The organism is Oceanicoccus sagamiensis, from assembly GCF_002117105.1.
Classification (GTDB): domain Bacteria; phylum Pseudomonadota; class Gammaproteobacteria; order Pseudomonadales; family Dasaniaceae; genus Oceanicoccus; species Oceanicoccus sagamiensis.
Genome location: NZ_CP019343.1, coordinates 2,541,281 through 2,565,986, shown reverse-complemented (window position 1 = coordinate 2,565,986; position 24,706 = coordinate 2,541,281). Strand labels below are relative to the sequence as shown.

21 protein-coding genes are annotated in these 24,706 nt (G+C 48.6%); all 21 read right to left on the bottom strand.

Annotated features, from left to right (window positions below):
- Positions 1-66: 66 nt before the first annotated feature.
- Complete coding sequence (gene mutT / locus BST96_RS11695) at positions 67-489, bottom strand: 8-oxo-dGTP diphosphatase MutT (RefSeq protein WP_085758884.1); 423 nt, start codon at positions 487-489, stop codon at positions 67-69.
- Positions 489-1,709 (bottom strand): bifunctional glutamate N-acetyltransferase/amino-acid acetyltransferase ArgJ, encoded by a 1,221-nt coding sequence (argJ, locus tag BST96_RS11690; protein ID WP_085758883.1) that lies wholly within the window; start codon positions 1,707-1,709, stop codon positions 489-491. Before argJ ends, mutT begins: the two co-directional genes overlap by 1 nt.
- 9 nt (positions 1,710-1,718) lie before the next feature.
- Positions 1,719-4,439 (bottom strand): preprotein translocase subunit SecA, encoded by a 2,721-nt coding sequence (secA, locus tag BST96_RS11685; protein WP_085758882.1) that lies wholly within the window; start codon positions 4,437-4,439, stop codon positions 1,719-1,721.
- Between the two features lie 103 nt (positions 4,440-4,542).
- Entirely contained in the window at positions 4,543-5,472 is a 930-nt protein-coding gene (locus tag BST96_RS11680) for a M23 family metallopeptidase (RefSeq protein WP_085758881.1), read from the bottom strand.
- Between the two features lie 150 nt (positions 5,473-5,622).
- A complete protein-coding gene (lpxC, locus tag BST96_RS11675; protein ID WP_085758880.1) occupies positions 5,623-6,534 on the bottom strand; it encodes a UDP-3-O-acyl-N-acetylglucosamine deacetylase in 912 nt (303 codons plus the stop codon).
- A 226-nt stretch (positions 6,535-6,760) separates the two neighbouring features.
- Positions 6,761-7,918: a cell division protein FtsZ gene (gene ftsZ, locus BST96_RS11670; RefSeq protein WP_085758879.1), complete on the bottom strand. Its 1,158-nt coding sequence runs from the start codon at positions 7,916-7,918 to the stop codon at positions 6,761-6,763.
- An 80-nt stretch (positions 7,919-7,998) separates the two neighbouring features.
- Positions 7,999-9,237 carry a cell division protein FtsA gene (ftsA, locus tag BST96_RS11665; protein ID WP_085758878.1) on the bottom strand — a complete coding sequence of 413 codons (1,239 nt, stop codon included), beginning with the start codon at positions 9,235-9,237 and terminating at the stop codon, positions 7,999-8,001.
- Between the two features lie 43 nt (positions 9,238-9,280).
- Positions 9,281-10,078, bottom strand: a complete 798-nt coding sequence (locus BST96_RS11660; protein ID WP_085758877.1) for a cell division protein FtsQ/DivIB — start codon at positions 10,076-10,078, stop codon at positions 9,281-9,283.
- A gap of 14 nt (positions 10,079-10,092) precedes the next feature.
- Positions 10,093-11,022, bottom strand: a complete 930-nt coding sequence (locus BST96_RS11655; RefSeq protein WP_085758876.1) for a D-alanine--D-alanine ligase — start codon at positions 11,020-11,022, stop codon at positions 10,093-10,095.
- Positions 11,019-12,458 carry a UDP-N-acetylmuramate--L-alanine ligase gene (murC, locus tag BST96_RS11650; protein ID WP_085758875.1) on the bottom strand — a complete coding sequence of 480 codons (1,440 nt, stop codon included), beginning with the start codon at positions 12,456-12,458 and terminating at the stop codon, positions 11,019-11,021. Before murC ends, BST96_RS11655 begins: the two co-directional genes overlap by 4 nt.
- Positions 12,451-13,539, bottom strand: a complete 1,089-nt coding sequence (gene murG / locus BST96_RS11645; RefSeq protein ID WP_085758874.1) for an undecaprenyldiphospho-muramoylpentapeptide beta-N-acetylglucosaminyltransferase — start codon at positions 13,537-13,539, stop codon at positions 12,451-12,453. Before murG ends, murC begins: the two co-directional genes overlap by 8 nt.
- Positions 13,532-14,707, bottom strand: a complete 1,176-nt coding sequence (gene ftsW / locus BST96_RS11640; protein WP_157117934.1) for a putative lipid II flippase FtsW — start codon at positions 14,705-14,707, stop codon at positions 13,532-13,534. Before ftsW ends, murG begins: the two co-directional genes overlap by 8 nt.
- A 95-nt stretch (positions 14,708-14,802) precedes the next feature.
- Positions 14,803-16,161: a UDP-N-acetylmuramoyl-L-alanine--D-glutamate ligase gene (gene murD / locus BST96_RS11635; protein WP_085758872.1), complete on the bottom strand. Its 1,359-nt coding sequence runs from the start codon at positions 16,159-16,161 to the stop codon at positions 14,803-14,805.
- 10 nt (positions 16,162-16,171) lie between these two features.
- Positions 16,172-17,254, bottom strand: a complete 1,083-nt coding sequence (gene mraY, locus BST96_RS11630; RefSeq protein WP_085758871.1) for a phospho-N-acetylmuramoyl-pentapeptide-transferase — start codon at positions 17,252-17,254, stop codon at positions 16,172-16,174.
- A complete protein-coding gene (locus BST96_RS11625; protein WP_085758870.1) occupies positions 17,254-18,609 on the bottom strand; it encodes a UDP-N-acetylmuramoyl-tripeptide--D-alanyl-D-alanine ligase in 1,356 nt (451 codons plus the stop codon). Before BST96_RS11625 ends, mraY begins: the two co-directional genes overlap by 1 nt.
- A complete protein-coding gene (gene murE, locus BST96_RS11620) occupies positions 18,606-20,120 on the bottom strand; it encodes a UDP-N-acetylmuramoyl-L-alanyl-D-glutamate--2,6-diaminopimelate ligase (protein ID WP_085758869.1) in 1,515 nt (504 codons plus the stop codon). The genes BST96_RS11625 and murE overlap by 4 nt, the downstream gene beginning before the upstream one ends.
- Positions 20,120-21,868: a peptidoglycan D,D-transpeptidase FtsI family protein gene (locus BST96_RS11615; protein ID WP_085758868.1), complete on the bottom strand. Its 1,749-nt coding sequence runs from the start codon at positions 21,866-21,868 to the stop codon at positions 20,120-20,122. The genes murE and BST96_RS11615 overlap by 1 nt, the downstream gene beginning before the upstream one ends.
- Before the next feature lie 15 nt (positions 21,869-21,883).
- A complete protein-coding gene (ftsL, locus tag BST96_RS11610) occupies positions 21,884-22,213 on the bottom strand; it encodes a cell division protein FtsL (RefSeq protein ID WP_085758867.1) in 330 nt (109 codons plus the stop codon).
- A 93-nt stretch (positions 22,214-22,306) separates the two neighbouring features.
- Positions 22,307-23,230 carry a 16S rRNA (cytosine(1402)-N(4))-methyltransferase RsmH gene (gene rsmH, locus BST96_RS11605; RefSeq protein ID WP_085758866.1) on the bottom strand — a complete coding sequence of 308 codons (924 nt, stop codon included), beginning with the start codon at positions 23,228-23,230 and terminating at the stop codon, positions 22,307-22,309.
- Between the two features lie 3 nt (positions 23,231-23,233).
- Positions 23,234-23,680, bottom strand: coding sequence for a division/cell wall cluster transcriptional repressor MraZ (gene mraZ, locus BST96_RS11600; RefSeq protein WP_085758865.1), 447 nt, complete (start codon positions 23,678-23,680; stop codon positions 23,234-23,236).
- Between the two features lie 436 nt (positions 23,681-24,116).
- Positions 24,117-24,674 (bottom strand): nitroreductase family protein, encoded by a 558-nt coding sequence (locus BST96_RS11595; RefSeq protein ID WP_085758864.1) that lies wholly within the window; start codon positions 24,672-24,674, stop codon positions 24,117-24,119.
- Between the last annotated feature and the right edge of the window lie 32 nt (positions 24,675-24,706).

Sequence of the window (24,706 nt, the reverse complement as noted above, 5' to 3'; positions counted from 1 at the left end):
TGCGGCTGACTTTACAATCAAAAATCTAGAGCGGGGATTCTACCAGATATTGGCTGGGATTCCAGCTTATCGGCCAGCCTCTAAACCCACCTGAACCGCATGGATAATAGGCGTATTGGCGGCTGGAAAAGTATAGCCAGACAGCTCCGAGGCACTCACCCATTGAATCGGCTGCCCTTCTTTACCTTCTGGCTGCCCGGTAAAGTCATCGACCCACCAGACATCCAATAAGACGGACTTATCGGGATAATCATGGCGAATTTCAATCAAGGGCCGGCAGCTAATAAGCGTCAGGCCCAGCTCCTCGTTAAGCTCGCGGGATAGGGCCGCCTCTACCGTCTCACCCTTCTCGACTTTGCCGCCGGGAAATTCCCACAGCCCACCTTGGTGGCTGTCTTCTGGGCGCAGGGCAATCAGGATATTCTGCTGGCTATCGACAATCACACCCACAGCAACATGCACTAGCTTAGCGGAAGTGTTAGCGGTCATTAGGTGCGGTATTCGGCGTTAATACGCACATAGTCATGGGAAAGGTCAGAGGTCCATACCGTTGTACTGGCACTGCCTCTATCGAGATTGATGGCAATCACAATCTCTTCAGGCTCCATCGCCGCACTGCCCTGCTCTTCGGTATAGCTGGTAGCACGACAGCCATTTTCGGCAATCAGGATATCGTTTAAGTGAACGGAGACGCGATCAACATCCAGGTTTTCTACACCGGCGCGGCCAATCGCGGCCAACAATCGGCCCCAATTAGGGTCGCTGGCAAATAAGGCAGTTTTGACTAATGGAGATTCGGCAACAGTATAAGCTACTTTTAAACATTCTTGCTCGCTCTGGCCACCTGTCACAGCAACGGTGACAAATTTACTGGCACCCTCACCATCGCGCACCAAGCCCTGAGCAAGCTCGATAAAGACACTACTAATAGCATCCTGAAGTGTTTGATAAAAGGGATGCTGCTGGTCCGTTATCGGCTCTGCCGCTGACTGACCGGTTGCCACTAACATGCAAGCGTCGTTAGTAGAGGTATCGCCATCGACAGTAATACGGTTGAAGGATTGATTGACGGCCTGGTTAATCATAGTATCCAGCAATGGCTGACTGACCGTCGCATCGGTGGCCACATAGCCCAGCATGGTGGCCATATTGGGTTTGATCATACCGGCGCCTTTGGCAATACCGGTAACGGTGACAGTTTCACCCAGTAGATCAATGTGTGTGGAGGCCGCTTTAGGGCGGGTATCGGTGGTCATAATACCACTAGCCGCCGCTTCCCAACCATTAAGGTCCAAAGCGGCTTCTGCCGCCGGTAGCGCAGCAATAATTTTATCGACAGGCAAGGGCTCACCAATAACGCCGGTAGAAAAAGGCAACACCTGGTCGCTATTCACTCCAGTCTGGGCGGCCATGGCATCACAACAGGATTGACTATCACGCAAACCCTGCTCACCAGTACCGGCATTGGCATTGCCGGTATTAACTATAAAATAGCGGGGAGCTGCGGCGGCCATATGCTGTTTAGCTTGCTGAACCGGAGCGGCACAAAAAGCATTTTGGGTAAAAACACCTGCTACGCTAGCGCCAGCGGCAATTTCCATAACGACCAGATCGGGTCGGCCAACCGTTTTAATACCGGCCGATGTTGTACCTAAACGAAAACCGTTAACAGGGTGCAACGGTGGTAACTTACCTTCGCCTACTGCCATGAATGCTCTCTAGGCCAACTTGCCGTGGCACTGCTTGAATTTTTTACCGGAGCCACAAGGACAAGGATCATTACGGCCTACTTTTTCGCCCTCGCGTACGAAAGGTGCTTGCTCAGCGTCAGCAGTTGGCTGTTCTTCCTCGGGCAACGCTGAAGCATCAGCATGCTGAAACTGCATTTGCTTTTGAGCTTCTTGTTCGCGACGTTGACGCTCAAGTTCCTGCAACTCATCTTCACGCTGAATACGAACATTCGCTAAAAAACGCACCACGTCATGCTTCAAATTGCTCAACATCGATTCAAACAGGTTAAACGCTTCACGCTTATACTCCTGTTTGGGGTTTTTCTGTGCGTAGGCACGTAGGTGAATGCCCTGACGTAAATGATCCATCGTCGCTAAATGCTCTTTCCACAAATTGTCCAGTACCTGCAACATAATATGTTTTTCAAGCTTGCGAATTTCAGGGCCAACTTCGTTAACTTTTTCTTGGTAAGCCTCGACTAAAACAGCCAGGATTTTTTCACGCAGAGGCTCTTCATGAAGATTGTCATCTTCATCCAGCCATTGCTGTACTGGCACAGAAGTTCCGAACTCATTCTCAAGGCGCTGCTCTAAACCGGCAACATCCCATTGCTCTTCCAGACTCTGAGGAGGAATATGCTCATCAACCACTTCGTTAACCACATCTGAGCGAATTGCATCAATGGTTTCAACAATCTCTTCCTCTTCCAGCAGGTATTTACGCTGCTGATAAACAATCTGGCGCTGGTCGTTGGCCACGTCATCATATTCTAATAACTGCTTACGAATATCGAAGTTGCGACCCTCTACTTTGCGCTGGGCTTTTTCAATAGAGTTGGTCACCATGCGGTGTTCAATCGCTTCACCCTTCTCCATGCCCAAGGCTTTCATAAAGTTACGGACACGGTCTGAGGCAAAAATACGCATTAAATTATCTTCCATAGAAAGATAAAAACGCGACATACCCGCATCACCCTGACGACCGGCACGGCCTCGAAGCTGGTTATCAATCCGACGCGATTCGTGACGTTCAGTACCTATAATATGCAAACCACCCGCTTCCAATACGGCATCATGGCGTTTTTGCCAATCGGCCCGCAAGGCCTCTATCTGGGCATCCGTTGGGTTATCCTGCGCGGCAATTTCTACTTCAACATTACCGCCTAAAACAATATCAGTACCACGGCCAGCCATATTCGTAGCAATGGTCACAATGCCAGGCTTACCTGCCTGGGCAATAATTTCCGCTTCTTGCTCGTGAAATTTAGCGTTAAGGACTTTGTGCGCAATTTTTGATTTATCAAAGCGGCGGGATAGTTCTTCCGATGTTTCTATCGATGCGGTACCGACTAAAACCGGCGCGCCTTCTGAGGTAATTTCTTTAACATCATTGACAATGGCATCGTATTTTTCGTCTTTGGATAAATACACCAAGTCATTTAAATCTTTACGCAGTTGCGGCACATTGGTAGGTATAACCAAGACTTCCAAACCGTAAATAGAATGAAATTCAAAGGCCTCTGTATCTGCCGTACCGGTCATACCAGCCAGCTTATTAAATAAACGGAAGTAATTCTGGAAGGTGGTTGATGCCAACGTTTGGCTTTCCGCCTGAATATTTACGCCTTCTTTGGCCTCAATAGCCTGATGCAGGCCTTCAGACAAACGACGACCGGGCATGGTTCGCCCTGTGTGTTCATCAATTAACACGACCTGACCACCTTGAACAATATACTCAACATCGCGATTAAATAGTTTATGCGCCCGCAGTCCAGAGTAAACATGTTGCAGCATGGCCAGGTTAGACACGGAGTAAAGGCTTTCACCTTCGGCTAGCATATTGGCTTCGGTTAATAATTCTTCAACATATAAATGCCCCGCCTCCGTCAACTCTATCTGACGAGCTTTTTCATCGATGCTGAAGTGGCCTTCCGCTAGCACCTGGCCTTCTTCATCTTCTTGTTGCGGGGTTAATTGTGGAATCAAGCTATTGATTTGACGATACAGTTCTGAACTGTCTTCTGCTGCGCCAGAAATAATTAGCGGCGTCCGCGCTTCATCGATAAGGATGGAATCCACTTCATCGACAATCGCAAAGTTGAGGCCACGCTGGTAACGATCTTCCAACGTAAAAGCCATATTGTCGCGCAGGTAATCAAAGCCAAATTCGTTATTGGTGCCGTAGGTAATATCGCGGGCATAGGCATCGCGCTTGGAGTCAGGGTCTTGCCCTGCCATGACCACACCCACGGACAGGCCCAAAAACTCATACAGTGGCCGCATCCAATTGGCATCACGTTGCGCCAGATAATCGTTCACCGTAACAACAAAAGCCCCTTCACCCGCTAAGGCGTTCAGGTAGACCGGCAAGGTAGCCACCAGCGTTTTACCTTCACCGGTACGCATTTCGGCAATCCGGCCCTGGTGCAGGCAGATACCGCCGATCATCTGCACATCAAAGTGGCGTAAACCCAGTGCCCGCTTGCCCGCTTCACGGACGGTAGCAAAGGCTTCCGGCAGTAACTGGTCCAGGCTTTCACCCTGTTCCATACGCTGTTTAAATTCATCCGTTTTGGCGGTTAATGCTTCGTCACTGAGGCCGCTAATGACCTCTTCAAAGGCATTAATCTGCTGCACGGTTTTACCCATGCGTTTGAGTACACGGTCATTTTTACTACCGAAGATCTTCTTGGCGATATTTCCCAACATAATGGTGACTACAGTTCTGAGTGTTATTGTTAAAAGGGGCTAAACAGCATTAACCGCGGAGGCGGTAGTTTAATCTACTTAGGGCAGATTGGGCAGGTAATATTCACCGACTGGCGCGATGGATATAAGTCGCAGGGTCAACGGCGCGACCATGTTTATAGACTTCGAAGTGGACATGAGGTCCGGTGGAGCGGCCGCTACTTCCCATCAAGGAAATAACCTGACCTTTTTTAACGATATCACCCACTTCAACTTTGTTTTCCATATTGTGGGCATAACGGGTCATAAACCCATTACCGTGATTAATTTCTACTAAACGGCCGTAGCCATAGCGGTCTCCAGACCAGGTGACGACACCGGAACCAACGGCAACAATCTCAGAACCCAGCTTGCCGGCAAAATCGACACCTTCATGCATGGCCTTTCTGCCAGAAAAGGGATCGGTTCGATGACCAAAATGAGAAGACATCCAACCCTTTTTAATCGGCCGACCCGCCAAAAAGACTTCGTCTTCAATCTTGCGATTGGCCATGAGGGTTTCAAGGATTTCAAGCTGCTGCTCGCGGTCATCAATGCGCTTAACCAGTTTATCTACGGCCCCCACAAAATCATGGGATTCATAAACTTTGCCTAAATCACTCGTCTGTGGGCCACCGACAGCGGGAAGCTGGCTAAAATCAAACTCGCCCTTATCTAATTTGGCAACGCTGGTGATACGCTCACCCAAGGCATCTAAACGCACCATGCGAGCCTGAATTTCAGCCATACGCAGGGTTAAGGCATGAAGATGTTGTTCTGTTTTGCGTTTGGTCTCGGAGAGAAGCCGTTGTTCTTTGCTGTTTTTCTCTTTGATCGCCGATAAAGCCTGTTGATCCAGTACTTCACCGTCATTATTAGCGACGCTATGGCCAATTAGACCACCAATACCCAGAGGAATACCCAGCAAACAAAGGGAAAAAAGCGTACGGGTCCAGCGGCCTAGAGAAATCGACGTTGACTGGCCGTGTTTGTCACTAACAATAATGACTTTCATAAAATAAGAAGGCTTCAGCTAGTTTTGTTGGGTAGTTAATAAAGCAAACTGTTAATACTATCTTTGCAAATATCGCATATAAATCAGTCTATTACCAACTTTCAAGGCGAGATTTTGGTGAATCAGCTCAAAGTTTGAACAAAAATAAGCTTAGGCCGCCGATACAGGAGCCATATAGGAGATGGGAGCAGTCTCTTTATCTTCAAAAGTGACAACTTCCCAAGCATCGGTTTCAGCGATTAATGCTCTCAAAGACGCATTATTTAAGGCATGACCCGATTTATGGGCCTTAAATTCACCAATTAAGCTGTTACCGAGCAAATAAAGGTCGCCAATGGCGTCCAATACTTTGTGCTTAACAAATTCGTCCTCATAACGCAGGCCGTCTTCATTAAGAATACGATACTCATCCACGACAATCGCGTTGTGGACGCTGCCGCCCTGGGCCAGGCCCTTGGAGCGAAGATACTCAAACTCATGCATAAAACCGAAGGTACGGGCTCGGCTGACTTCCTTTACAAAGGAAGTACTGGAAAAATCCAGCGCAGCCTCACCAGTACGATCGCGAAACACCGGGTGATCAAAATCGATGGTAAAGGACACTTTGAAGCCATCAAAAGGGAGGAAGCTGGCGACTTTATCGTCCTGTTTCACCGTTACCGGTCGTTTTATACGAATAAATTGCTTGGCCTTGGCCTGCTCTTCAATACCAGCGGACTGGATCAAAAAGACGAACGGACCGGCACTGCCATCCATAATCGGGACTTCGGCAGCGCTTAACTCAACATACGCGTTATCAATACCCAGACCCGCCATAGCTGACAATAGATGCTCTACCGTTGACACTCTGACATCACCTTGCATTAAGGTGGTTGAAAGTGTGGTATCGCCGACATTTTCCGCACGGGCGGCAATTTCAACGACAGGGTCGAGATCAGTACGACGAAACACAATACCGGTATCAACAGGGGCGGGTAACAAGGTCAAATAGACCTTTTCGCCTGAGTGCAGACCCACACCGGTGGCGCGGATGGCATTGCGTAATGTACGTTGTCTAATCATGGCTTTTCTTCATGGTTATTGATGGGTTTACACCCGTATAACGCCCTTAAAACCCCTCATTGTGGACAGGATTTAGAGAACCCGGCAAATTTGTACTGCCGTGGCCTAAGAAGCGAGGCGCGAATACTACCAGAGAACCGGTATAACACCAAACATCCCAGAACCACTTACGGCGGCTAAAACTGCCTTATACAACCTATTATGCTAAGCAATTAGTCAAGCAAGTTTAGTCCGCCTGTCTGCGCAAAAAGGCAGGAATATCTAAATATTCCATATCTTTGTCACCAACTGGCGCCGAATTATCCCGGTCAACCGCAGTTTGTGGATTATTACGCATAACGGTTGGACGGTCCAAAGTACGATAATCAGGGTTAACCGCATCCGCCGCAGGCTTATTTTCTACTACTTTTAGCGGAGTTTCCGACATTTCGCCACCTAATCCGGTCGCTACCACGGTTACACGCAGTTCTTCTGACATGTCTGGGTCGATAACAGTTCCCACCACCACAGTGGCATTATCGGACGCAAATTCTTCAACGGTGTCACCCACCTCGGAGAATTCACCCAATGACAAGTCTAAACCGGCGGTGATATTAACCAGGATACCACGAGCACCCTGCAAGTTAATGTCATCCAGTAAAGGACTGCGAATCGCCGCTTCAGCTGCTTCACGCGCACGGTTCTCACCGCGAGCATAACCCGTACCCATCATTGCCATACCCATCTCAGACATTACCGTGCGCACATCGGCGAAATCCACGTTAATCATACCCGGACGGATAATTAAATCTGCGATACCTTGCACAGCACCTAACAAAACATCATTGGCGGTTTTAAAAGCATCCAGCAAGCTGGCGCTTTTACCTAACACATCCAATAGTTTTTCATTGGGGATAGTAATTAAAGAATCAACATGCTGCTGCAATTCTTTCATACCAGCGTCAGCAATCACGCTGCGCTTTTTCCCTTCAAAAGAGAATGGACGCGTTACTACAGCTACCGTCAGAATGCCTAAGTCTTTGGCAACTTCAGCAACAACCGGTGCAGCACCTGTACCTGTACCGCCGCCCATACCGGCAGTGATAAAGACCATATCGGCACCTTGCAAGGCTTCTGCAATACGGTCGCGATCTTCAAGTGCAGCCTGACGGCCAACTTCAGGATTAGCACCAGCACCTAAACCCTTAGTAATATTGCCACCGAGTTGCAATACGGTAGTGGTTTCGACATCGGTCAACGCCTGGGCGTCCGTATTAGCGCAAACAAAATCTACGCCTTCAACGTCATTGGCAATCATGTGTTTAACAGCGTTACCGCCGCCGCCTCCCACACCAACTACCTTTATGACCGCGTTTTGTGGAACGTTATCAACTAGCTCGAACATAGGTTTTCTCCCTTTTTTAGTTTTTATACTGTTGCCGACAGAATCGACGCCAGTAGTCTTACAAGTAAAAATTACAATGATTAAAAATTATTTTGAAACCAGTCTTTGGCGCGGCTAAACAAACCGGCCGTTTGTTGTGGCTTGGAGGCTTTAATCTCCCCACCATTTTGTTGTTTTAAACCGTACTGTAATAAACCTACCCCGGTGGAATAGATGGGGTTGCGTACAATATCTTTTAAGCCTTCAACATCATCTTGCGGCGTACCAATTCTTACCGGTGTATGGAAAATTTCTTCTGCCAACTCGACCACACCTTCCATTTTTGACGTACCGCCAGTCAGCACAATGCCCGCAGCAATTACATCTTCATAGCCACTGCGACGCAGCTCAGCCTGAACCAAAGTAAAAAGCTCGTCATAGCGCGGCTCAACCACTTCAGCCAGAGCTTGGCGTGATAAATCACGGGGCGGACGCTCACCCACACTAGGGACTTTGATCGTTTCTTCTGCACCGGCCAGCTGAGTTAACGCACAGGCATATTTAATTTTAATTTCTTCGGCATTTTGCGTCGGCGTTCTTAATGCCATAGCAATATCGTTAGTTACCTGATCGCCGGCAATAGGGATAACTCCCGTATGGCGAATCGCCCCTTCGGTAAAGATTGCAATATCCGTGGTACCGCCTCCGATATCGACCAGACAGACACCCAACTCACGCTCATCATCAGTCAGCACCGCATAGCTGGAGGCCAACTGTTCCAAAATAATATCTTCAACTTCAAGGCCGCAGCGGCGAATACATTTTTCAATATTCTGTGCGGCATTAACTGCGCAGGTGACCAAATGAACCTTTGCTTCCAGACGCACACCGGACATACCCAAAGGCTCTTTAATACCTTCTTGAGTATCGATGACATATTCCTGAGGCAAGATATGCAAAACTTTTTGATCTGCGGGAATGGCAACAGCCTGAGCCGCATCTATCACTCGCTCTAAATCCAGCTGATACACTTCTCGGTCGCGAATAGCGACAATGCCGTGGGAGTTGAGGCTGCGAATATGGTTGCCGGCAATGCCCGCATAAACAGAATGGATCTGGCAACCGGCCATCAATTCCGCCTCTTCAACAGCGCGCTGAATAGACTGAACGGTGGATTCGATATTCACAACGACACCTTTCTTTAAACCTCGAGAAGGGTGTGAGCCAATACCCACTATTTCCAATGTGCCCTCGTCAGAAATCGCCCCGACAATCGCCACGACTTTAGAGGTACCAATATCAAGACCGACAATCATTTTATTGTCTACTGTGCCGCCCATTAGCTAACACTCCCATTTTGCTTTTTCATTATTAATGTCATTGTTACACCTGCTTTGCATCAAGCTTGCGCCACTCGACCGCAAAACCATTGCTGTAGCGCATATCAATACTGGCAATATTGTTAAAGTTTTTTGATAAGCCCTGTTCATAGGCCACCAATAAACGACGCATTTTTTCCATCACTTCACCGCGACCTAAAGTAATCGTAATGTCGCCACCAAGACGAGCCGACCAATTACCCCGGTCGTCTAATTCCAGCGCCTTTAACGCCAGACCACGATGAAGCAAGGCTTCATTTAGCTGACTAAAGTGGTTCATCACTTTGTCCGAGCTATTGTCGGGGCCGCGCAACACCGGTAAAGCGTCAATTTTTTCTATCGCCTTCGACGGTTGAAACAGTTCGCCGCGAGAATTAAGGAAGCTGGTCTCACCCCAGTAGGCAATCGGTGTTTGCTCTATCACCGTAATAACAATTTCATCGGGCCAGCGGCGCGACACTGTCGCATCAAGTACCCAGGGCTGTAACTCCAGCGTTTCACTGATACCTGCCAGGTCCAGAGTAATAAAACCGTCACCCAGAAAGGGCAGCACTTCTGCTTCAATCTCTCGTTTATCCACATGGATAAATTCACCATTAACAGCCACCCGAGTAACAGGCTGGGATAGCAATAGCACAAGCCCCTGATAAAGACCGATAAGCACCGCCACCAGTACCACAGCAAACGCTATTTGATTGAATTTTTTCCAATCAAACACACGGGAAGGCTTAGGCTGATGACTGCTGGCGCCCCGGGCTTTAGCCTTTCTCTTGTTGCTTTCTTTTGCTTTAAAAATTGCCATGGTTTTCAGCTAAATCACTTTAAACTTAACGTTAAAATTTCTTTTACCAGTTGTTTAAAACTTAAACCTGCCGCCTTGGCGGCCATTGGTACCAGGCTATGACTGGTCATACCGGGTACCGTATTGACTTCCAGCAAGTAAAAATTACCCTGCTCGTCCTGCATTACATCTACCCGCCCCCAACCTTCGCAACCAACACTGGAAAAAGCAGCTAGCGCCAGTTCCTGCAACTGCGTTTCCAGTTTATTCTCCAAGCCACAGGGGCAGATATAACGGGTATCGTCGGCAATATATTTGGCATCGTAATCATAAAAACCATGATCGGTTTCCAGGCGAATAGCTGGCAGTGCCCGACCACCTAAAATAGCTACCGTAAACTCCGCACCCTGCACCCACTGCTCGACCATCACGGAATCATCGTATGCTCTGGCAGCCAGATAGGCTGCTGATAATTCCTCAGCGGTGGTCGCGATAGTCATACCGATACTTGAACCCTCACAAGAGGGTTTTACTATCACTTTGCCGAACTGCTGAATTATCTCAGCCACATCACTTTCGTCATTTAATTCGGCAAACAACGGTGTCGGTAAATCCATTCCCTGCCAAAGATATTTGCAACGCACTTTATCCATTGCCAGAGCTGAAGCGGCAACACCACTGCCGGTATAGCTGACATCAATATTTTCCAGCGCACCCTGTACCGTGCCATCTTCACCATCCCCACCATGCAATGCGATAAAGGCATGCCGATGATGATGAGTCACTCTTTCCAACCAGTCGTCATCCTGTGTATCAATAGCCTCGACCGGAATATTTTGTGCTTGAAACGCAGCTAAAATAGCGGCACCGCTTTGCAGCGAAACTTCCCGCTCCGCAGAGTGTCCGCCAAATAAGACAGCCACTGGCGTTTGCAATTGATTATGAAGGTCGATGTCCTGACTCATTTAAAGCTACCTAATTTTCCAGCGGCTAACTCCGCCGCTATAGCACCTACATTGCCCGCACCCTGGGTTAAAACCACATCCCCTGGCTGCATAATATTTTTCAGTACCTCTGCCACACTGGCACGGTCTTCAACAAAAACCGGATCTACCTGGCCGCGGCTACGGATACTGCCACTCAGGCTACGGCCATCAGCACCGGTAATAACATCCTCACCCGCGGAGTACACTTCCAACAGTAATAAACTATCGACGGTGGATAACACGCGAACAAAGTCTTCATACAAATCTTTGGTACGGGTATAACGATGAGGCTGATAAACCATTAACAAACGACGGTCGGGCCAGGCCTGACGAGCAGCTGCGATAGTAGCCTCGACTTCTGTTGGATGATGACCGTAGTCATCGACTAACAGGGCCGTTCCACCGTCGATATCATATTCCCCGTAAACCTGAAAACGACGACCCACACCCTGAAATTTCTGCAAACCTTTCTGGATTGCTGCATCATCAACGCCTTCATCGGTAGCGACAGCAATAGCTGCCGTCGCATTTAAGACATTGTGGTCACCCGGCATATTAATCGTCACATCAATCGGACTTAAGCTGCCGGGACGAGTAACCGTAAAGGAAGTCGATAGACTCTGCTTTTCTATATTACTAATGGAAAAATCAGCATCTGCGCTAAAGCCGTAGGTAAGGATTGAACGGCCAACCAAAGGCAACAAGCCCCTGACCACATCATCATCGATACACATAATCGCCATACCGTAAAACGGCAGGTTGTGTAGAAATTCGATGAAGGTTTTTTTCAACTGGTTAAAGTCGCCGCCATATGTGGCCATATGGTCCGCTTCAATATTAGTCACCACGGACACCATCGGTTGCAGGTGCAGGAACGAGGCATCGCTCTCATCCGCCTCTGCAACTAAAATTCGACTTTCGCCCAAACGGGCATTGGTGCCAGCGCTATTTAACAAACCGCCAATCACAAAAGTGGGGTCCAACTTTGCCTCGGCAAAAACAGAAGCGATCAAACTGGTGGTGGTGGTTTTACCATGGGTACCAGCCACGGCAATACCATGACGATAACGCATTAGCTCAGCCAACATTTCAGCCCGAGGCACAATCGGAATACGGAACGCCATTGCGCCAGTCACTTCCGGGTTATCACCGCTCACCGCCGTAGAGGTGACCACCACATCAACACCGGTAATATTGTGCTCAGCATGGCCAATAAAAATGGTGGCACCCATAGACTCTAAACGCTGAGTATTTTTTGAAACCTGAATATCTGAGCCGGAAATTTCATAGCCGGTATTGAGCAACACTTCCGCAATGCCGCACATACCGGCGCCGCCTATGCCGACAAAATGTATTTTCTTGATACGGCGCATTTCAGGGATAACAAAGCCTGTTTCGGTTGCACTATCAACCATTGGCCACCTCCAAACAGATATTGGCCACCTGTTCCGCCGCATCCACTTTAGCCAGTTTTCTGGCAGCAATAGACATGGCTAACAATCTTTCGCTATCGCCATCAAGTGATTGTAATAAACCCGCCAGCTGTTCAGCGTCTAAGGTGGACTGCTTCATTAAAATTCCTGCATTATTATCTGCCAGCCAACGGGCATTTTCCGTCTGGTGATCATCAATCGCATGGGGTAGTGGCACCAATATAGAAGCGACACCTGCCGCTGCCAGTTCCGCTACCGTTAGTGCTCCAGCACGGCAAAGCACCACATCTGCCCACTGATAGGCCGCCGCCATATCAGTGATAAAAGCTTCGGCGTTGACATCAATATCATGCTGCTGATAAGACGCCACCACATCGTCGCAATGGGCACGGCCCGTTTGATGCCAAACCTGTGGGCGCTGCTCTGTGGTCATACCCAGCAAAGTATCTAACAACAAATCATTAATAGGCTTGGCCCCAAGACTGCCACCTAACACCAGTAAGCGCAGCGCACCCGAGTTACCGACTCCACGATGTTCTGGAGCCGGTAGCCGGGCGATCTCCCCCCTAACCGGGTTACCAATATGTTGTGCTTTTGCGCCACCCAAATTAATCGGATAACCCAGCAAGACTTTGTTGGCGATGTGTGCCAGCGCTTTATTCGTGGTGCCAGCTACGGCATTTTGCTCATGGATCACCAACGGACGACCGGTTAACCAAGCCGCCAAGCCACCGGGGCCCGATGCAAAACCGCCCATACCTAATATGCAAATAGGCTTAAGCTTAATCAGCACTTGAATGGAGGCAATAACAGCGCCGACTAACTGCAATAGCGACTTCATCATGCTGACAATATTCTTACCGCGCAGCCCGGAAACCTGAATAAAGTGAATAGGGATATTGGCTTCGGGCACTAAGCGCGCTTCGATACCGCGCTCTGTTCCCAGCCATTCCACATTAATCCCTTTGTCACGCAGACATTGCGCTGCGGCCAAGGCAGGGAAAACATGTCCGCCAGTGCCGCCAGCCATAATCAAAACAGAGCGGGGTAATGACTCAGTCATTGTTCTCCCCTCCCTTGGCTGGTTTTTTAATTTGCCGCTTTTTGGTTCTAAGTTTTTTCGCACCACCAGCCAGAGCTGTCGCTGTCTCACTATGGATGCGCATCACCATAGCTAGCAGCCCACAACACACCATCAAACTACTGCCGCCATAACTTAAAAATGGCAGGGTCAACCCTTTTGTGGGTAACAAGCCAGTATTCACCCCGATATTGATAAATACCTGACCACTGATCATTAAGGCAATACCGTAGGCAACATAGGCACTGAAGACTTGTTGTTGTTTTTCAGCTTTGCGGCCGATTTGTAAAATTCTGGCAATCAAACCGCAGAACAGGGCAATCAAAATCACAGCGCCGACAAAACCAAACTCTTCTGCATAAATAGCAAACACGAAATCGGTATGGGACTCCGGCAAATAAAACAGCTTTTGAATACTGTTACCCAACCCAACACCCCACCACTCTCCTCGCCCAAAGGCAATCAGAGACTGAGTTAACTGATAACCGGTATTAAACTGATCAGCCCATGGATCGGTATAAGCGGTCAAGCGCTTCATTCGATAGGGCTCACTCACCACCGCTACAACCCCGGCAGCCAACACAGCTAAAATCACCAGACTAAATTGCCACAGACGAACACCGGCTAAAAATATCATGCCAAAAGCCGTACCCAGAGTCACAACAGTGGCACCAAAGTCGGGTTCTGCCATCAGTAATATGGTGACAAAAAATAAGACACCCATGGGCTTAATAAACCCTTTCCACTCTTCCCTGACTTCATCCTGGCGGCGCACTAAATAACCCGCCAAATATAAAATCACACAGACCTTGGCGATTTCTGAACACTGTAAATTCAATGGCCCCAACCGTACCCAGCGGCGACTACCATTGACTTCCGAGCCAATACCAGGAATCAACACTACGATCAGCAATACAAATGCAGCCAATAGCCAGAACCAGCCCGTATGCTGCCAAAAACTCATTGGAATACGATAGACAACCAAACCACCGACAATGGCGACACTTAAATGAAACAAATAACGGTAGCTATGATAAAAGGGATTGTTATAACGCTCGGCGGCAAACTCGATGGAGGCAGAACTCATGGCAACAAAGCCAATCACAATTAATGCGATAGAGAACAACACCAGCGTCATATCAACGCTCATCGTTTTTTCCGCGGATCCTTTAATCGCGGTCAAGGGCTTGATAGCCCTTTGCAAAAAAGAGCCATTAAGCTTGGTATTAATTGCTACCGCACCCATTAGCTATCATCCCCGATGAATTGCTGTACCGCGGCGACAAATACCTCACCGCGATGCTGATAATTATCAAACATGTCAAAACTGGCGCAGGCTGGTGACAGCAAGACCACATCACCCTGATTGGCCAATGCCACGGCTTGATTAACCGCCTGCTCCATAGAGTCTGCCCTATGCACATTTAGCGACTCACTGCATAAATCACTCAGCGCCTGTGCAGCATTACCGATCAGTACCAGATTTTTTACTGACTGCTTTAACACCGGTAAAAGCGGTGAAAAATCTGCACCTTTGGCATCGCCACCGGCAATCAATACAATATCGTTAGCGTTGTCTTTTAGCCCATTAATCGATGCGATCGCCGCGCCTACATTGGTGCCTTTTGAATCATTATAGAAACGCACACCCTGATGCTCTCCGGCATATTGGCAGCGATGTTCCAACCCCGGAAATTGACGTAATACGTCTAACATGGGCGCTATCTCAACACCCACCGCCGCAGCCAATGCCATGGCCGCGAGAGCATTTTCGATATTGTGACGCCCGACCATGGCCAACTCGCTTACCGGCATTAGCGGTTTAAACTGATAAGCCAGACTCTCAACCTCGCCATCATTTAACACACCAAAGCCGTTAAAATCCGAATCGCTCAAACCAAAGGTAAAGACTTCGACACCCTCCGCCAGCAGCGGCCGGGATAAAGCATCAGCGCGATTAATTACCACTTTTTTACAGCCGTGAAAGATACGATGCTTGGCCTGATGGTAAGCCAATATATTGTTATAGCGGTCCATATGATCGGCACTGACGTTCAGTACGGTCGCCACTTCAACGGATAAATTTTCTGAGCGTTCCAATTGAAAACTCGACAGTTCCAACACATAGATATCCGGTGTCTCTGCCGCTAATAAATCCAACGCTGGCGTACCAATATTGCCACCGACGGCAACCTTTCTACCGGAGCGCTCAATCATTTCACCCACCAGAGTGGTCACGGTGGATTTACCATTGGAACCGGTAATGGCAATCACCGGCGCATCGACAGCCTTACAAAATAAATCGATATCGCCACAAATATGGGCACCCTTTGCTACCGCCTTAACAATCTCCGGCTCGTCAATAGCAACACCGGGGCTAACGACTAATTCATCGGCGCCAGCCAGGGCTGTTTCAGAAATCTCACCTAGTGTTAGGCTAATATCTGGAAATTCGGCTTTAAACGCATCCAGGCCCGGCGGATTTTCACGGCTATCCACCACAGAAAAAGGCTTATTATTAGCCGCTAGATAACGCACACAGGAAAGCCCGGTAATACCGAGCCCTATAACCACCTGCTTATTATCTGTTGCTATTAATTGCACTCTATTGCCTTTAACGTAGTTTTAATGTGGCCAAACCAAACAGCACCAACATCACTGTAATGATCCAAAACCGCACAATCACTCTTGGCTCTGGCCAACCTTTTAATTCAAAGTGATGATGAATCGGTGCCATTCTAAAAATTCTTCTGCCGGTTAACTTGAAGGAAGCCACCTGCAAAATAACCGATACGGTTTCCAGTACAAAAATCCCGCCCATAATAAAAAAGACAATTTCATGGCGAGTAATAACCGCAACAGTGCCCAACGCAGCACCTAAAGCCAGGGCACCAACATCGCCCATAAATATTTGTGCTGGATAGGTGTTAAACCAAAGAAAGCCCAAGCCTGCCCCTGCCATGGCACCGCAGAACACCACCAATTCACCGGTACCGGCGATATAAGGGATAAATAAGTAGCTTGAAAAGGCTACGTTACCCACCAGGTAGGCAATAATTCCCAGTGCCGAACCGACCATGACCGTCGGCATAATCGCCAGCCCATCCAGGCCATCGGTCAGGTTGACTGCATTGCTGGCACCGACAATGACAAAATAGGTCAGCACGATATAGAACACGCCCAAATCTAAAGCGAAATCTTTTAGGAAAGGTAGAAACAACTGTGTTTCTGCCGGATTAGTTGCCTGCGTATAGAGGAAGATAGCGGCGCCCAGACCACCCACTGACTGCCAGAAATATTTCCAGCGTGCCGGTAAACCCCGTGAATTTTTTTCTATGACTTTGCGATAGTCATCAACCCAACCTACCGCACCAAAAATGATGGTGACAATCAATACAGTCCAGACATAAGCATTGCTTAAGTCACCCCAAAGCAATGTACTGAGTACAATCGACACCAAAATCAAGGCACCACCCATGGTAGGTGTACCAGATTTACTTAAGTGAGACTCAGGGCCATCATCACGGATTGCCTGACCAATTTGGTGATAGTTCAAGCGCTGAATCATATAAGGACCAAACACCAGGCAGATACCCAATGCCGTCATCACCCCAAGAATGCCGCGGAAAGTCAGGTACTGAAATACCTGAAAAGCACTAATATACTGGGACAGAAAATCTGCCAATAACAGTAGCATTACTGTTGTCTCCCATTGCTGGCCAGCAGTGCTTCCACCGCCCGCTCCATCCGCGCACTGCGCGAACCTTTAATTAATATCACTGAGGATTGAATACGGTGTATATCGAGCAACAACTCACTCATATCGCTATAAGCCACAGCCTGTTTACCAAAGCTCTGCACCACAAGCTCTGCGTATTCACCAACCGCCAACACTTGCTCAACACCTTTTTCGGCGGCGTATTCCGCGACTTCTTTATGGGCACTGATAGCCATATCACCCAGCTCGCCCATAGTGCCCATAATCAGGCAATGCTCGCCGGAAAAACCCATCAGCACATCAATGGCGGCTTTCATAGAACCGGGACTGGCGTTATAGGTATCGTCAATAATGGTTTGACCCTGATGCGCAAAAGATTTTAATCGGCCATTAACCGGCTTAACTTTTTCCAAACCATTTTTGATAGTGTCCAAACCGGCACCCGCCGCTGCAGCGGCTGCGGATGCCGCCACGGCATTCATCACATTATGTTCACCGAGTATCGCCAGATTGACAGCCTGGGTACCTGTAGGCGTATGCAAAATAAATGACATATCACCACCGGTTTGCAAGGCGATATCGCTGGCATAAAAGTCCGCGGCCGTATTGTGCTTGCTAAAGGTGACAATAGAGGCCGCTCCAGCCTGCTCTCGCCACTGCGAATAAAATTGGTCATCAAGATTAATAATCGCCGTGCCACTGGCTGATAAGCCTTCGAAAATTTCACCTTTGGTTTTGCCGATATTTTCAAGACTGCCAAAACCCTCAATATGCACCGCCATAGCGTTGGTTAAGACTGAAATGGTGGGTTCGGCAAACTGCATCAGGTAAGCAATGTCGCCATTATTACTAGCCCCCATTTCGACGACGGCATAGTCATGCTTGCTCTCAAGCTCCAGCAAGGTTTTAGGCACACCAACTTCATTGTTAAAATTACCGCGGGTGGCTAGCACCTCCCCCATCTCGGACAAGATGCTGGCGACCATTTCTTTGGTAGAGGTTTTGCCAGCACTGCCGGTTAAACCAACCAATGGACCGGTGAACTGTTGACGATTCGCTTTGGCAATTAAACCCAGCGCTAAGCGGGCATCGCTTACTTGCAAGCAGGGTATAGAAGCATCTACGGCCTCGTTCACAATCGCTGCTACAGCGCCGCTATTGGCCGCCTCATTAACAAACAGATTACCGTTGAAGTTTTCACCACTGAGGGCGACAAATAAATCACCCGGTTGAATACTGCGGGTATCGGTACAGACTCGGGAAAATTGCATATCCTGACTAAGCTGGCCGCCGGTTTTTTCTGCAATCGCTGACAGGGATAATGTCGACATCATTGACTCACCCCCGCACGCTTTGCCAGCGCTAAACGCGCCTGTTTAATATCACTAAAAGGCACCCGTAAATCACCGACCTGCTGATATTCCTCATGCCCTTTACCGGCCAGTAATACACAGTCGCCAGCTTTGGCATTGGCGATAGTAAAATCAATCGCCTTGGCGCGATCTTCTTCAACCAAGGAGGGGCAATTTACGCCACCCAGAATCTGATTAATGATATCGCTGGCGGATTCGTGCCGAGGATTATCACTGGTCACCACCACATGGTCGGCATAGCGCTGTACCGTTTCTCCCATCAATGAACGCTTGCCCTGATCGCGGTCACCGCCGCAACCAAAGACACACCACACATCACCCTCGCTATGCTGACGCATGGCCACCAGCGCTTTTTCTAATGCGTCCGGGGTATGGGCATAATCGACAACGACATTGATATCTGTAGCCGAGGTCACTTTTTCCATCCGGCCAGCAATGGTGCCCAGCACTTGCAGTTTTTCAATAACTGTAGCAACGGGGTAACCCAAGACACCAAGACTGCTAACCACCGCTACCACATTGCTTAAGTTAAAGCTGCCCAGTAGCGGGCTATGCAATTCAAATTCTCCCCAAGGGGAATGCAGCTCAGCACTGACCCCATCGGGATGATAGGAAATATTTTCTACCCAGACATCAATACGCTTATTCTTATCTTGTGCCGCATCAATACTAAAGCGGGTAACCTCAACATCATCATTAATAATACTTAATAAGGAGCTGGAGAAATTATCATCGATATTGATAACCGCATGCTTAAGGCCTGGCTGCCGGAATAGCCGCGCTTTGGCCTCGGCATAGGCCTGCATGGAACCGTGATAATCAAGGTGGTCGCGACTTAGGTTGGTAAATAAGGCCAACTCAAATTGCAGCGCTTGTACACGTCCCTGCTCAAGGCCATGCGAGGAAACCTCCATCGCAGCCGTTGAAATATTATCGGCTAACCAGTTGGCCAGCAGTTTTTGGATAGCTACGGCGCTGGGCGTCGTATTAATACCCGCTGCTAATTCTCCATCGGCACCCGCCCCCAAAGTACCAATAACTCCACAGCTTTTATCCAGAGCATTAAGCAACTGCTGTAACAACTGAGTGCAACTGGTTTTGCCATTGGTTCCAGTGACTGCCAGCACGGGTAATTGTTGGGATGGATGCTTATAAAACTGACCGGCAATAGCGCTGATTTTTTGCGACAGTTTTTCAACCACCACAATGGGAATGCCATGTCGCATTGAATGATTGGGCCACCGTTCATCCTGCTCGGCTAGCACAGCGACCGCACCAGCAGCAATGGCCTGGTCAATATAGTCGCGACCATCAGAGGCAAAGCCTGCACAGGCCAAAAATACATCACCAGCAGTAACTTCGCGGCTATCCAACTCAATGCCCGAAACCGCAATAGCAGCCAGCTCTTGATCGTTTATGTTGATCAAGTCAGCTAGCCGTCTGGTATTGTTAGTATCCATTGCTGCCATCATTAAGCCGATTTACGCCTCCCTGATTTTGGCTTGCTCTGCTCTTTCACCAAACGGTTAACGGGTAGGGATTTATCCGGCGTCACATCTAAAATTCTTAACGCATCGGTAACAACTTTGGAAAACACGGGGGCAGCCGATTCACCGCCATGGTATTTTTCCAGATTAGGCTCATCGATCATTACCACCGTAACAATGCGTGGGTCTGAAGCAGGTGCAAGACCGGCAAAAACAGCCATATAACGGCTATCAGCATAGCCGCCCTTCTCACTCACTTTATGTACGGTGCCGGTTTTTCCAGCAACCGAATAGGACGCCACCCGAGCCAGCTTTGCGGTACCGTCTTCGCCGGTAACGGTTTTCAACATATCGACTAACTGGTCGGCTATTTTCTGGCTGATAATTTGCTCGCCAGCTTCAACCTGCTCCTGCCGTAATAAAGTGGCTGGCCGGAAAACGCCACCACTGGCAAAAACCGAATAAGCCTGTGCGAGCTGTAAAGGGGTAACAGTCAAGCCATAACCGAAAGCAAAATTGACCCGTTCTATCGGCCGCCAATTGGGTCGACCAGGCAGAAGGCCAGCGCTCTCACCCGGAAAACTACTACCGGTACTAACACCTAAACCGAAGCGGCTAAACACTTCCCAAACGGATTGCTCATCAAGGTCGAGGGCTATTTTGCTTGTACCGACCTGACTGGATTTGGTCAAAATACTGGTCACATCGATCGAACCATAGTTCACCGGGTCCATCAGGGTTTTCTTACCCACGCGGATATAGCCAGGATTGGTATCAATAACGGTGTCAGGTTTGTAACGGCCAGACTCTAATGCCGCCACAACCGTTAATGGCTTAACTGTAGAGCCCGGCTCAAACATATCGGTCATAGCACGGTTGCGCATATGGGCAGGCTTCAGGGCACGACGATTATTAGGGTTAAAAGAAGGCTGATTGACCATTGCCAGCACTTCGCCGGTATCGCTATCTAACATAACTACTGAACCGGATTTAGCATCAACCCGTTGCATCGCCGCTTTTAATTCGCGGTAGGCCAAATACTGCAAGCGCATATCAATACTTAACATTAAGTCTTTGCCAGAGTGAGCAGACTCGCCTTCGCCAATATCGCGAAACACATTGCCATGTAAATCTTTTAGCACTCGCTTACTGCCGGGCTGACCCTTTAGCCAGTTTTCAAAGGCCAGCTCCATGCCCTCCTGACCCTGATCATCAATATTGGTAAAGCCCACAATATGTGAGGCCACTTCAGCGGCAGGGTAATAACGTTTGTACTCGCGCTGAATATTGACTCCCTTTATCCGCAATCCGACGACTTCGTCAGCCAACTGGGGAGGAAGGTGACGACGCAAGTAAACAAAACCACGACGGCTATTTTGGGTGATTTTATCTTTTAGTTGCTCACGGCTCATACCAAGGACAGCGGCCAGCTCGGCCCAGCGGTCGGATTCTGAAATAATATGTTTTGGATTGATCCAGATAGAGGCGACCGGAGTACTCACAGCCAAAGGCTCGCCATTGCGATCGGAGATAACACCGCGGTAGGCAGGAATATGTTCGGTACGAACGGTACGGGCATCACCCTGACCACGCAAAAATTCATGGCCGCGCTCGGTATCCAGAACTTGCAGGGAAAGTACTCGCCAGATTAATAGCGATGCCAGGCCAGCCAGTAATAAAATCACCAGCATAAAACGCCACGCAGGTACTGCTTGTCGTGTGACTTTAGCCATTGTTACCCATCACAGTCATCGCTTTACCACTATGATTGTCTCTGGCGCAGGTACTACCATTTTTAACTCGGATTTCGCCATGCGCTCAACACGCGCATGAGAAGCCCAGGTACTCTGCTCCAACAACAACCGCCCCCATTCTTCTTCCAGGCGTACCGCTTCTCTGTTTTGCTGCTGTAAATCACTAAATAACTGACGACTTTTATAGGAGCTATAAATAACCCCCAAGGCCGAAGCGATTACCAACAACAAAACCAATAGACCAACGACTAACAACCTGGTTTGCTCAGCACTACTTATAGAAGCATTTACCACTGCCTCACCTTTACTTTTCTCGTTATTCATCGCAGCTTGCTATCATTATTATTAGTCCTGCGATTTAAACGGCACTGTCACACGCCATCCCAAATAACCTGTTATTTTTAATTGCCTGTTCACTCAAGCAATTTTTTCTGCCACTCGCATAATGGCGCTTCTTGAACGCACATTATTTTCTACTTCACCGGCACTGGCTTTTACAGCTTTGCCAATATTTTTTAACCGCCGATTGAGCTGGTCCACGGTGACCGGCACATTGGCGGGCAATTCATCTCCACGCACATGGCGCTTGATAAAACGCTTTACCATCCGGTCCTCTAATGAGTGGAAGCTGATAATAGCCAGCCTGCCACCCACCTCTAACATATCCAGTGAATCGGCCAAAAGCTGCTCCAAATCACCTAATTCGTTATTGATAAAAATCCGTATCGCCTGAAAAGTCTTGGTGGCTGGATTTTTACCTTTCTCCCAAGCGGGATGTGCATCGGCAATCACTTTCGCCAAATGCAAGGTGGTGGTTATAGGCTGTTCTGCCCGCTCGGTCACCACCGCGTTGGCCAGACGCTTGGCATAGCGCTCTTCACCAAATTCTTTTAGTACGCGGGCAATATCACTCGCCTCTGCCACCGCCAACCACTGCGCTGCACTTTGACCAGCCTCTGGGTTCATCCGCATATCCAGCGGGCCGTCACGCAAAAAACTAAAACCGCGCTCTGACTGATCTAACTGCGGCGAAGACACACCCAAATCCAGCAGCAGGCCATCGACTTTTTCAATACCCAAATCCGCTAACGCCGCCTTGGTATCGGCAAAACTGCCCTGCACAATCTGGAACCGCGAGTCCCGGCCAGCCAACGCTTCACCGGTGGCAATGGCCTGCGGGTCTTTATCGACACCCAATAAACGACCACCACTATCGAGGCGCTTTAAAATTTCTTCACTATGACCACCGCGCCCAAATGTGCCATCGACATAGATACCGTCAGCCCGCGTTACCAATCCATCAACGGCCTCGGTAAGCAATACGGTTTCATGCGCACTCATCGCTTATAAAGACAGCGACAGTACTTCTGGGGGTATTTCATCTTCATCCCCAGCAGCATCAAGATATTTGGCCCACTCTTCTTCACTCCAGAGCTCTAGCTTTTTGCCCTGGCCAACCAACATTAATTTTTTCTCTAAGCCAGCATACTCACGCAGTGTGGGCGGCAATAGAATCCGCCCATTAGCCTCATCAACCTCTAAATTGGTGGCATAGCCCAATAACACCCGCTGCATTTTGGCGGCCTTGCGATTAATATTGGGGAGGCTTTCGATTTGAGGGAGAAGCTGCTGCCATTGCTGCTCTGGATAGACCAGCAAACAACGCTCTTCGGTATGGGCAGTGACCACAATACGGCCACCACAATCAGACAGCAGCGCATCACGGACTTTCGCCGGAATCGCCAGACGCCCTTTGGCGTCCATACTGATTGCATTACTACCGAGATACATGTTTTGCCACTTTTTAGTCGTTTTTTTCAAATAGAGGAAAAAATATCCACAAAAAGGCACTTTTTCACACTTTTTTCCACTTTGGCAACTATAGAGACTCACCTGATATTGATCAAGGCTAAATGCGACAAATGGAGGGGAATTTCGGTAAAAAAAACAGGAACTTGCAGGCATCTACTAAGAAGTCGCACAAGCATAAAACACTAAAAACAATAAATACAACACCCTAGAGAACAAACTTAAAGTGCTACTTTAAGTTAAAGGCTATTTACTTATAAAGAGAGCTTAAAAAACAGACAGGAAGGTTATAACTGATTAATTATTGATCAATGCGAGTGCCAGCTATGCAGCTAATCATAATGCAAAAAATCAGCTATTCAAGTAACGGCGACAAACAACAAACCCGGCAGGGTGAAGAAGCACCCTGCCGGGCGGGCTATACCTGCCGCCAAATATCGGCCAATGGCTTTCTGGTGGTAATTTCCTCATCGGCCGCCAGATTGACCTTACCCAGGGTAAAACCACAGATCACCTGATGGGTGGCAGGGTCAATATCAAAGGCCTGGTAAACCTGATCGTATTCAATCCCACCCATACCATGAGCATAATAGCCCAGCTTTAAAGCTTGCAAATTAACCGCCATCCAGGCGGAGCCGGTATCAAAGTCAGCATGCATATTCTCATTGCCATTACGCGCAAAGGTTTTTGAAGCCACTACAAAGCCAATCAGCGGCGCCGTTTTCGCCCACGCCTGATTAGCATCAACCAGCAAGCTTAAAAACTTGCCATAACTGGTCGGCGTTGAGGTAATAAACTGCCATGGCTGCTCATTAAAACAGGAGGGCGACCACCTGGCAGCATCAAAAATCGTTGCCAAATCCTGATCGCTAATGGCCTCCTGCAAATAGGCTCGGGGAGACCAGCGGTTGACAAACAATGGCGCGACCGTATCTACGGCATCTCTCACTGAAAAATCTTTATGTTGCTCACTCATTTTTTCTTCCTTTTAAAAACATACTGATTAGG

Excerpts from the sequence above, each read along its gene's own strand:
- mutT (WP_085758884.1), bottom strand. The coding sequence starts at position 489 with ATGACCGCTAACACTTCCGCTAAGCTAGTGCATGTTGCTGTGGGTGTG.
- argJ (WP_085758883.1), bottom strand. The coding sequence starts at position 1,709 with ATGGCAGTAGGCGAAGGTAAGTTACCACCGTTGCACCCTGTTAACGGT.
- secA (WP_085758882.1), bottom strand. The coding sequence starts at position 4,439 with ATGTTGGGAAATATCGCCAAGAAGATCTTCGGTAGTAAAAATGACCGT.
- BST96_RS11680 (WP_085758881.1), bottom strand. The coding sequence starts at position 5,472 with ATGAAAGTCATTATTGTTAGTGACAAACACGGCCAGTCAACGTCGATT.
- lpxC (WP_085758880.1), bottom strand. The coding sequence starts at position 6,534 with ATGATTAGACAACGTACATTACGCAATGCCATCCGCGCCACCGGTGTG.
- ftsZ (WP_085758879.1), bottom strand. The coding sequence starts at position 7,918 with ATGTTCGAGCTAGTTGATAACGTTCCACAAAACGCGGTCATAAAGGTA.
- ftsA (WP_085758878.1), bottom strand. The coding sequence starts at position 9,237 with ATGGGCGGCACAGTAGACAATAAAATGATTGTCGGTCTTGATATTGGT.
- BST96_RS11660 (WP_085758877.1), bottom strand. The coding sequence starts at position 10,078 with ATGGCAATTTTTAAAGCAAAAGAAAGCAACAAGAGAAAGGCTAAAGCC.
- BST96_RS11655 (WP_085758876.1), bottom strand. The coding sequence starts at position 11,022 with ATGAGTCAGGACATCGACCTTCATAATCAATTGCAAACGCCAGTGGCT.
- murC (WP_085758875.1), bottom strand. The coding sequence starts at position 12,458 with ATGGTTGATAGTGCAACCGAAACAGGCTTTGTTATCCCTGAAATGCGC.
- murG (WP_085758874.1), bottom strand. The coding sequence starts at position 13,539 with ATGACTGAGTCATTACCCCGCTCTGTTTTGATTATGGCTGGCGGCACT.
- ftsW (WP_157117934.1), bottom strand. The coding sequence starts at position 14,707 with ATGAGCGTTGATATGACGCTGGTGTTGTTCTCTATCGCATTAATTGTG.
- mraY (WP_085758871.1), bottom strand. The coding sequence starts at position 17,254 with ATGCTACTGTTATTGGCAGATTTTCTGTCCCAGTATATTAGTGCTTTT.
- BST96_RS11625 (WP_085758870.1), bottom strand. The coding sequence starts at position 18,609 with ATGATGTCGACATTATCCCTGTCAGCGATTGCAGAAAAAACCGGCGGC.
- murE (WP_085758869.1), bottom strand. The coding sequence starts at position 20,120 with ATGATGGCAGCAATGGATACTAACAATACCAGACGGCTAGCTGACTTG.
- BST96_RS11615 (WP_085758868.1), bottom strand. The coding sequence starts at position 21,868 with ATGGCTAAAGTCACACGACAAGCAGTACCTGCGTGGCGTTTTATGCTG.
- ftsL (WP_085758867.1), bottom strand. The coding sequence starts at position 22,213 with ATGAATAACGAGAAAAGTAAAGGTGAGGCAGTGGTAAATGCTTCTATA.
- rsmH (WP_085758866.1), bottom strand. The coding sequence starts at position 23,230 with ATGAGTGCGCATGAAACCGTATTGCTTACCGAGGCCGTTGATGGATTG.
- mraZ (WP_085758865.1), bottom strand. The coding sequence starts at position 23,680 with ATGTATCTCGGTAGTAATGCAATCAGTATGGACGCCAAAGGGCGTCTG.
- BST96_RS11595 (WP_085758864.1), bottom strand. The coding sequence starts at position 24,674 with ATGAGTGAGCAACATAAAGATTTTTCAGTGAGAGATGCCGTAGATACG.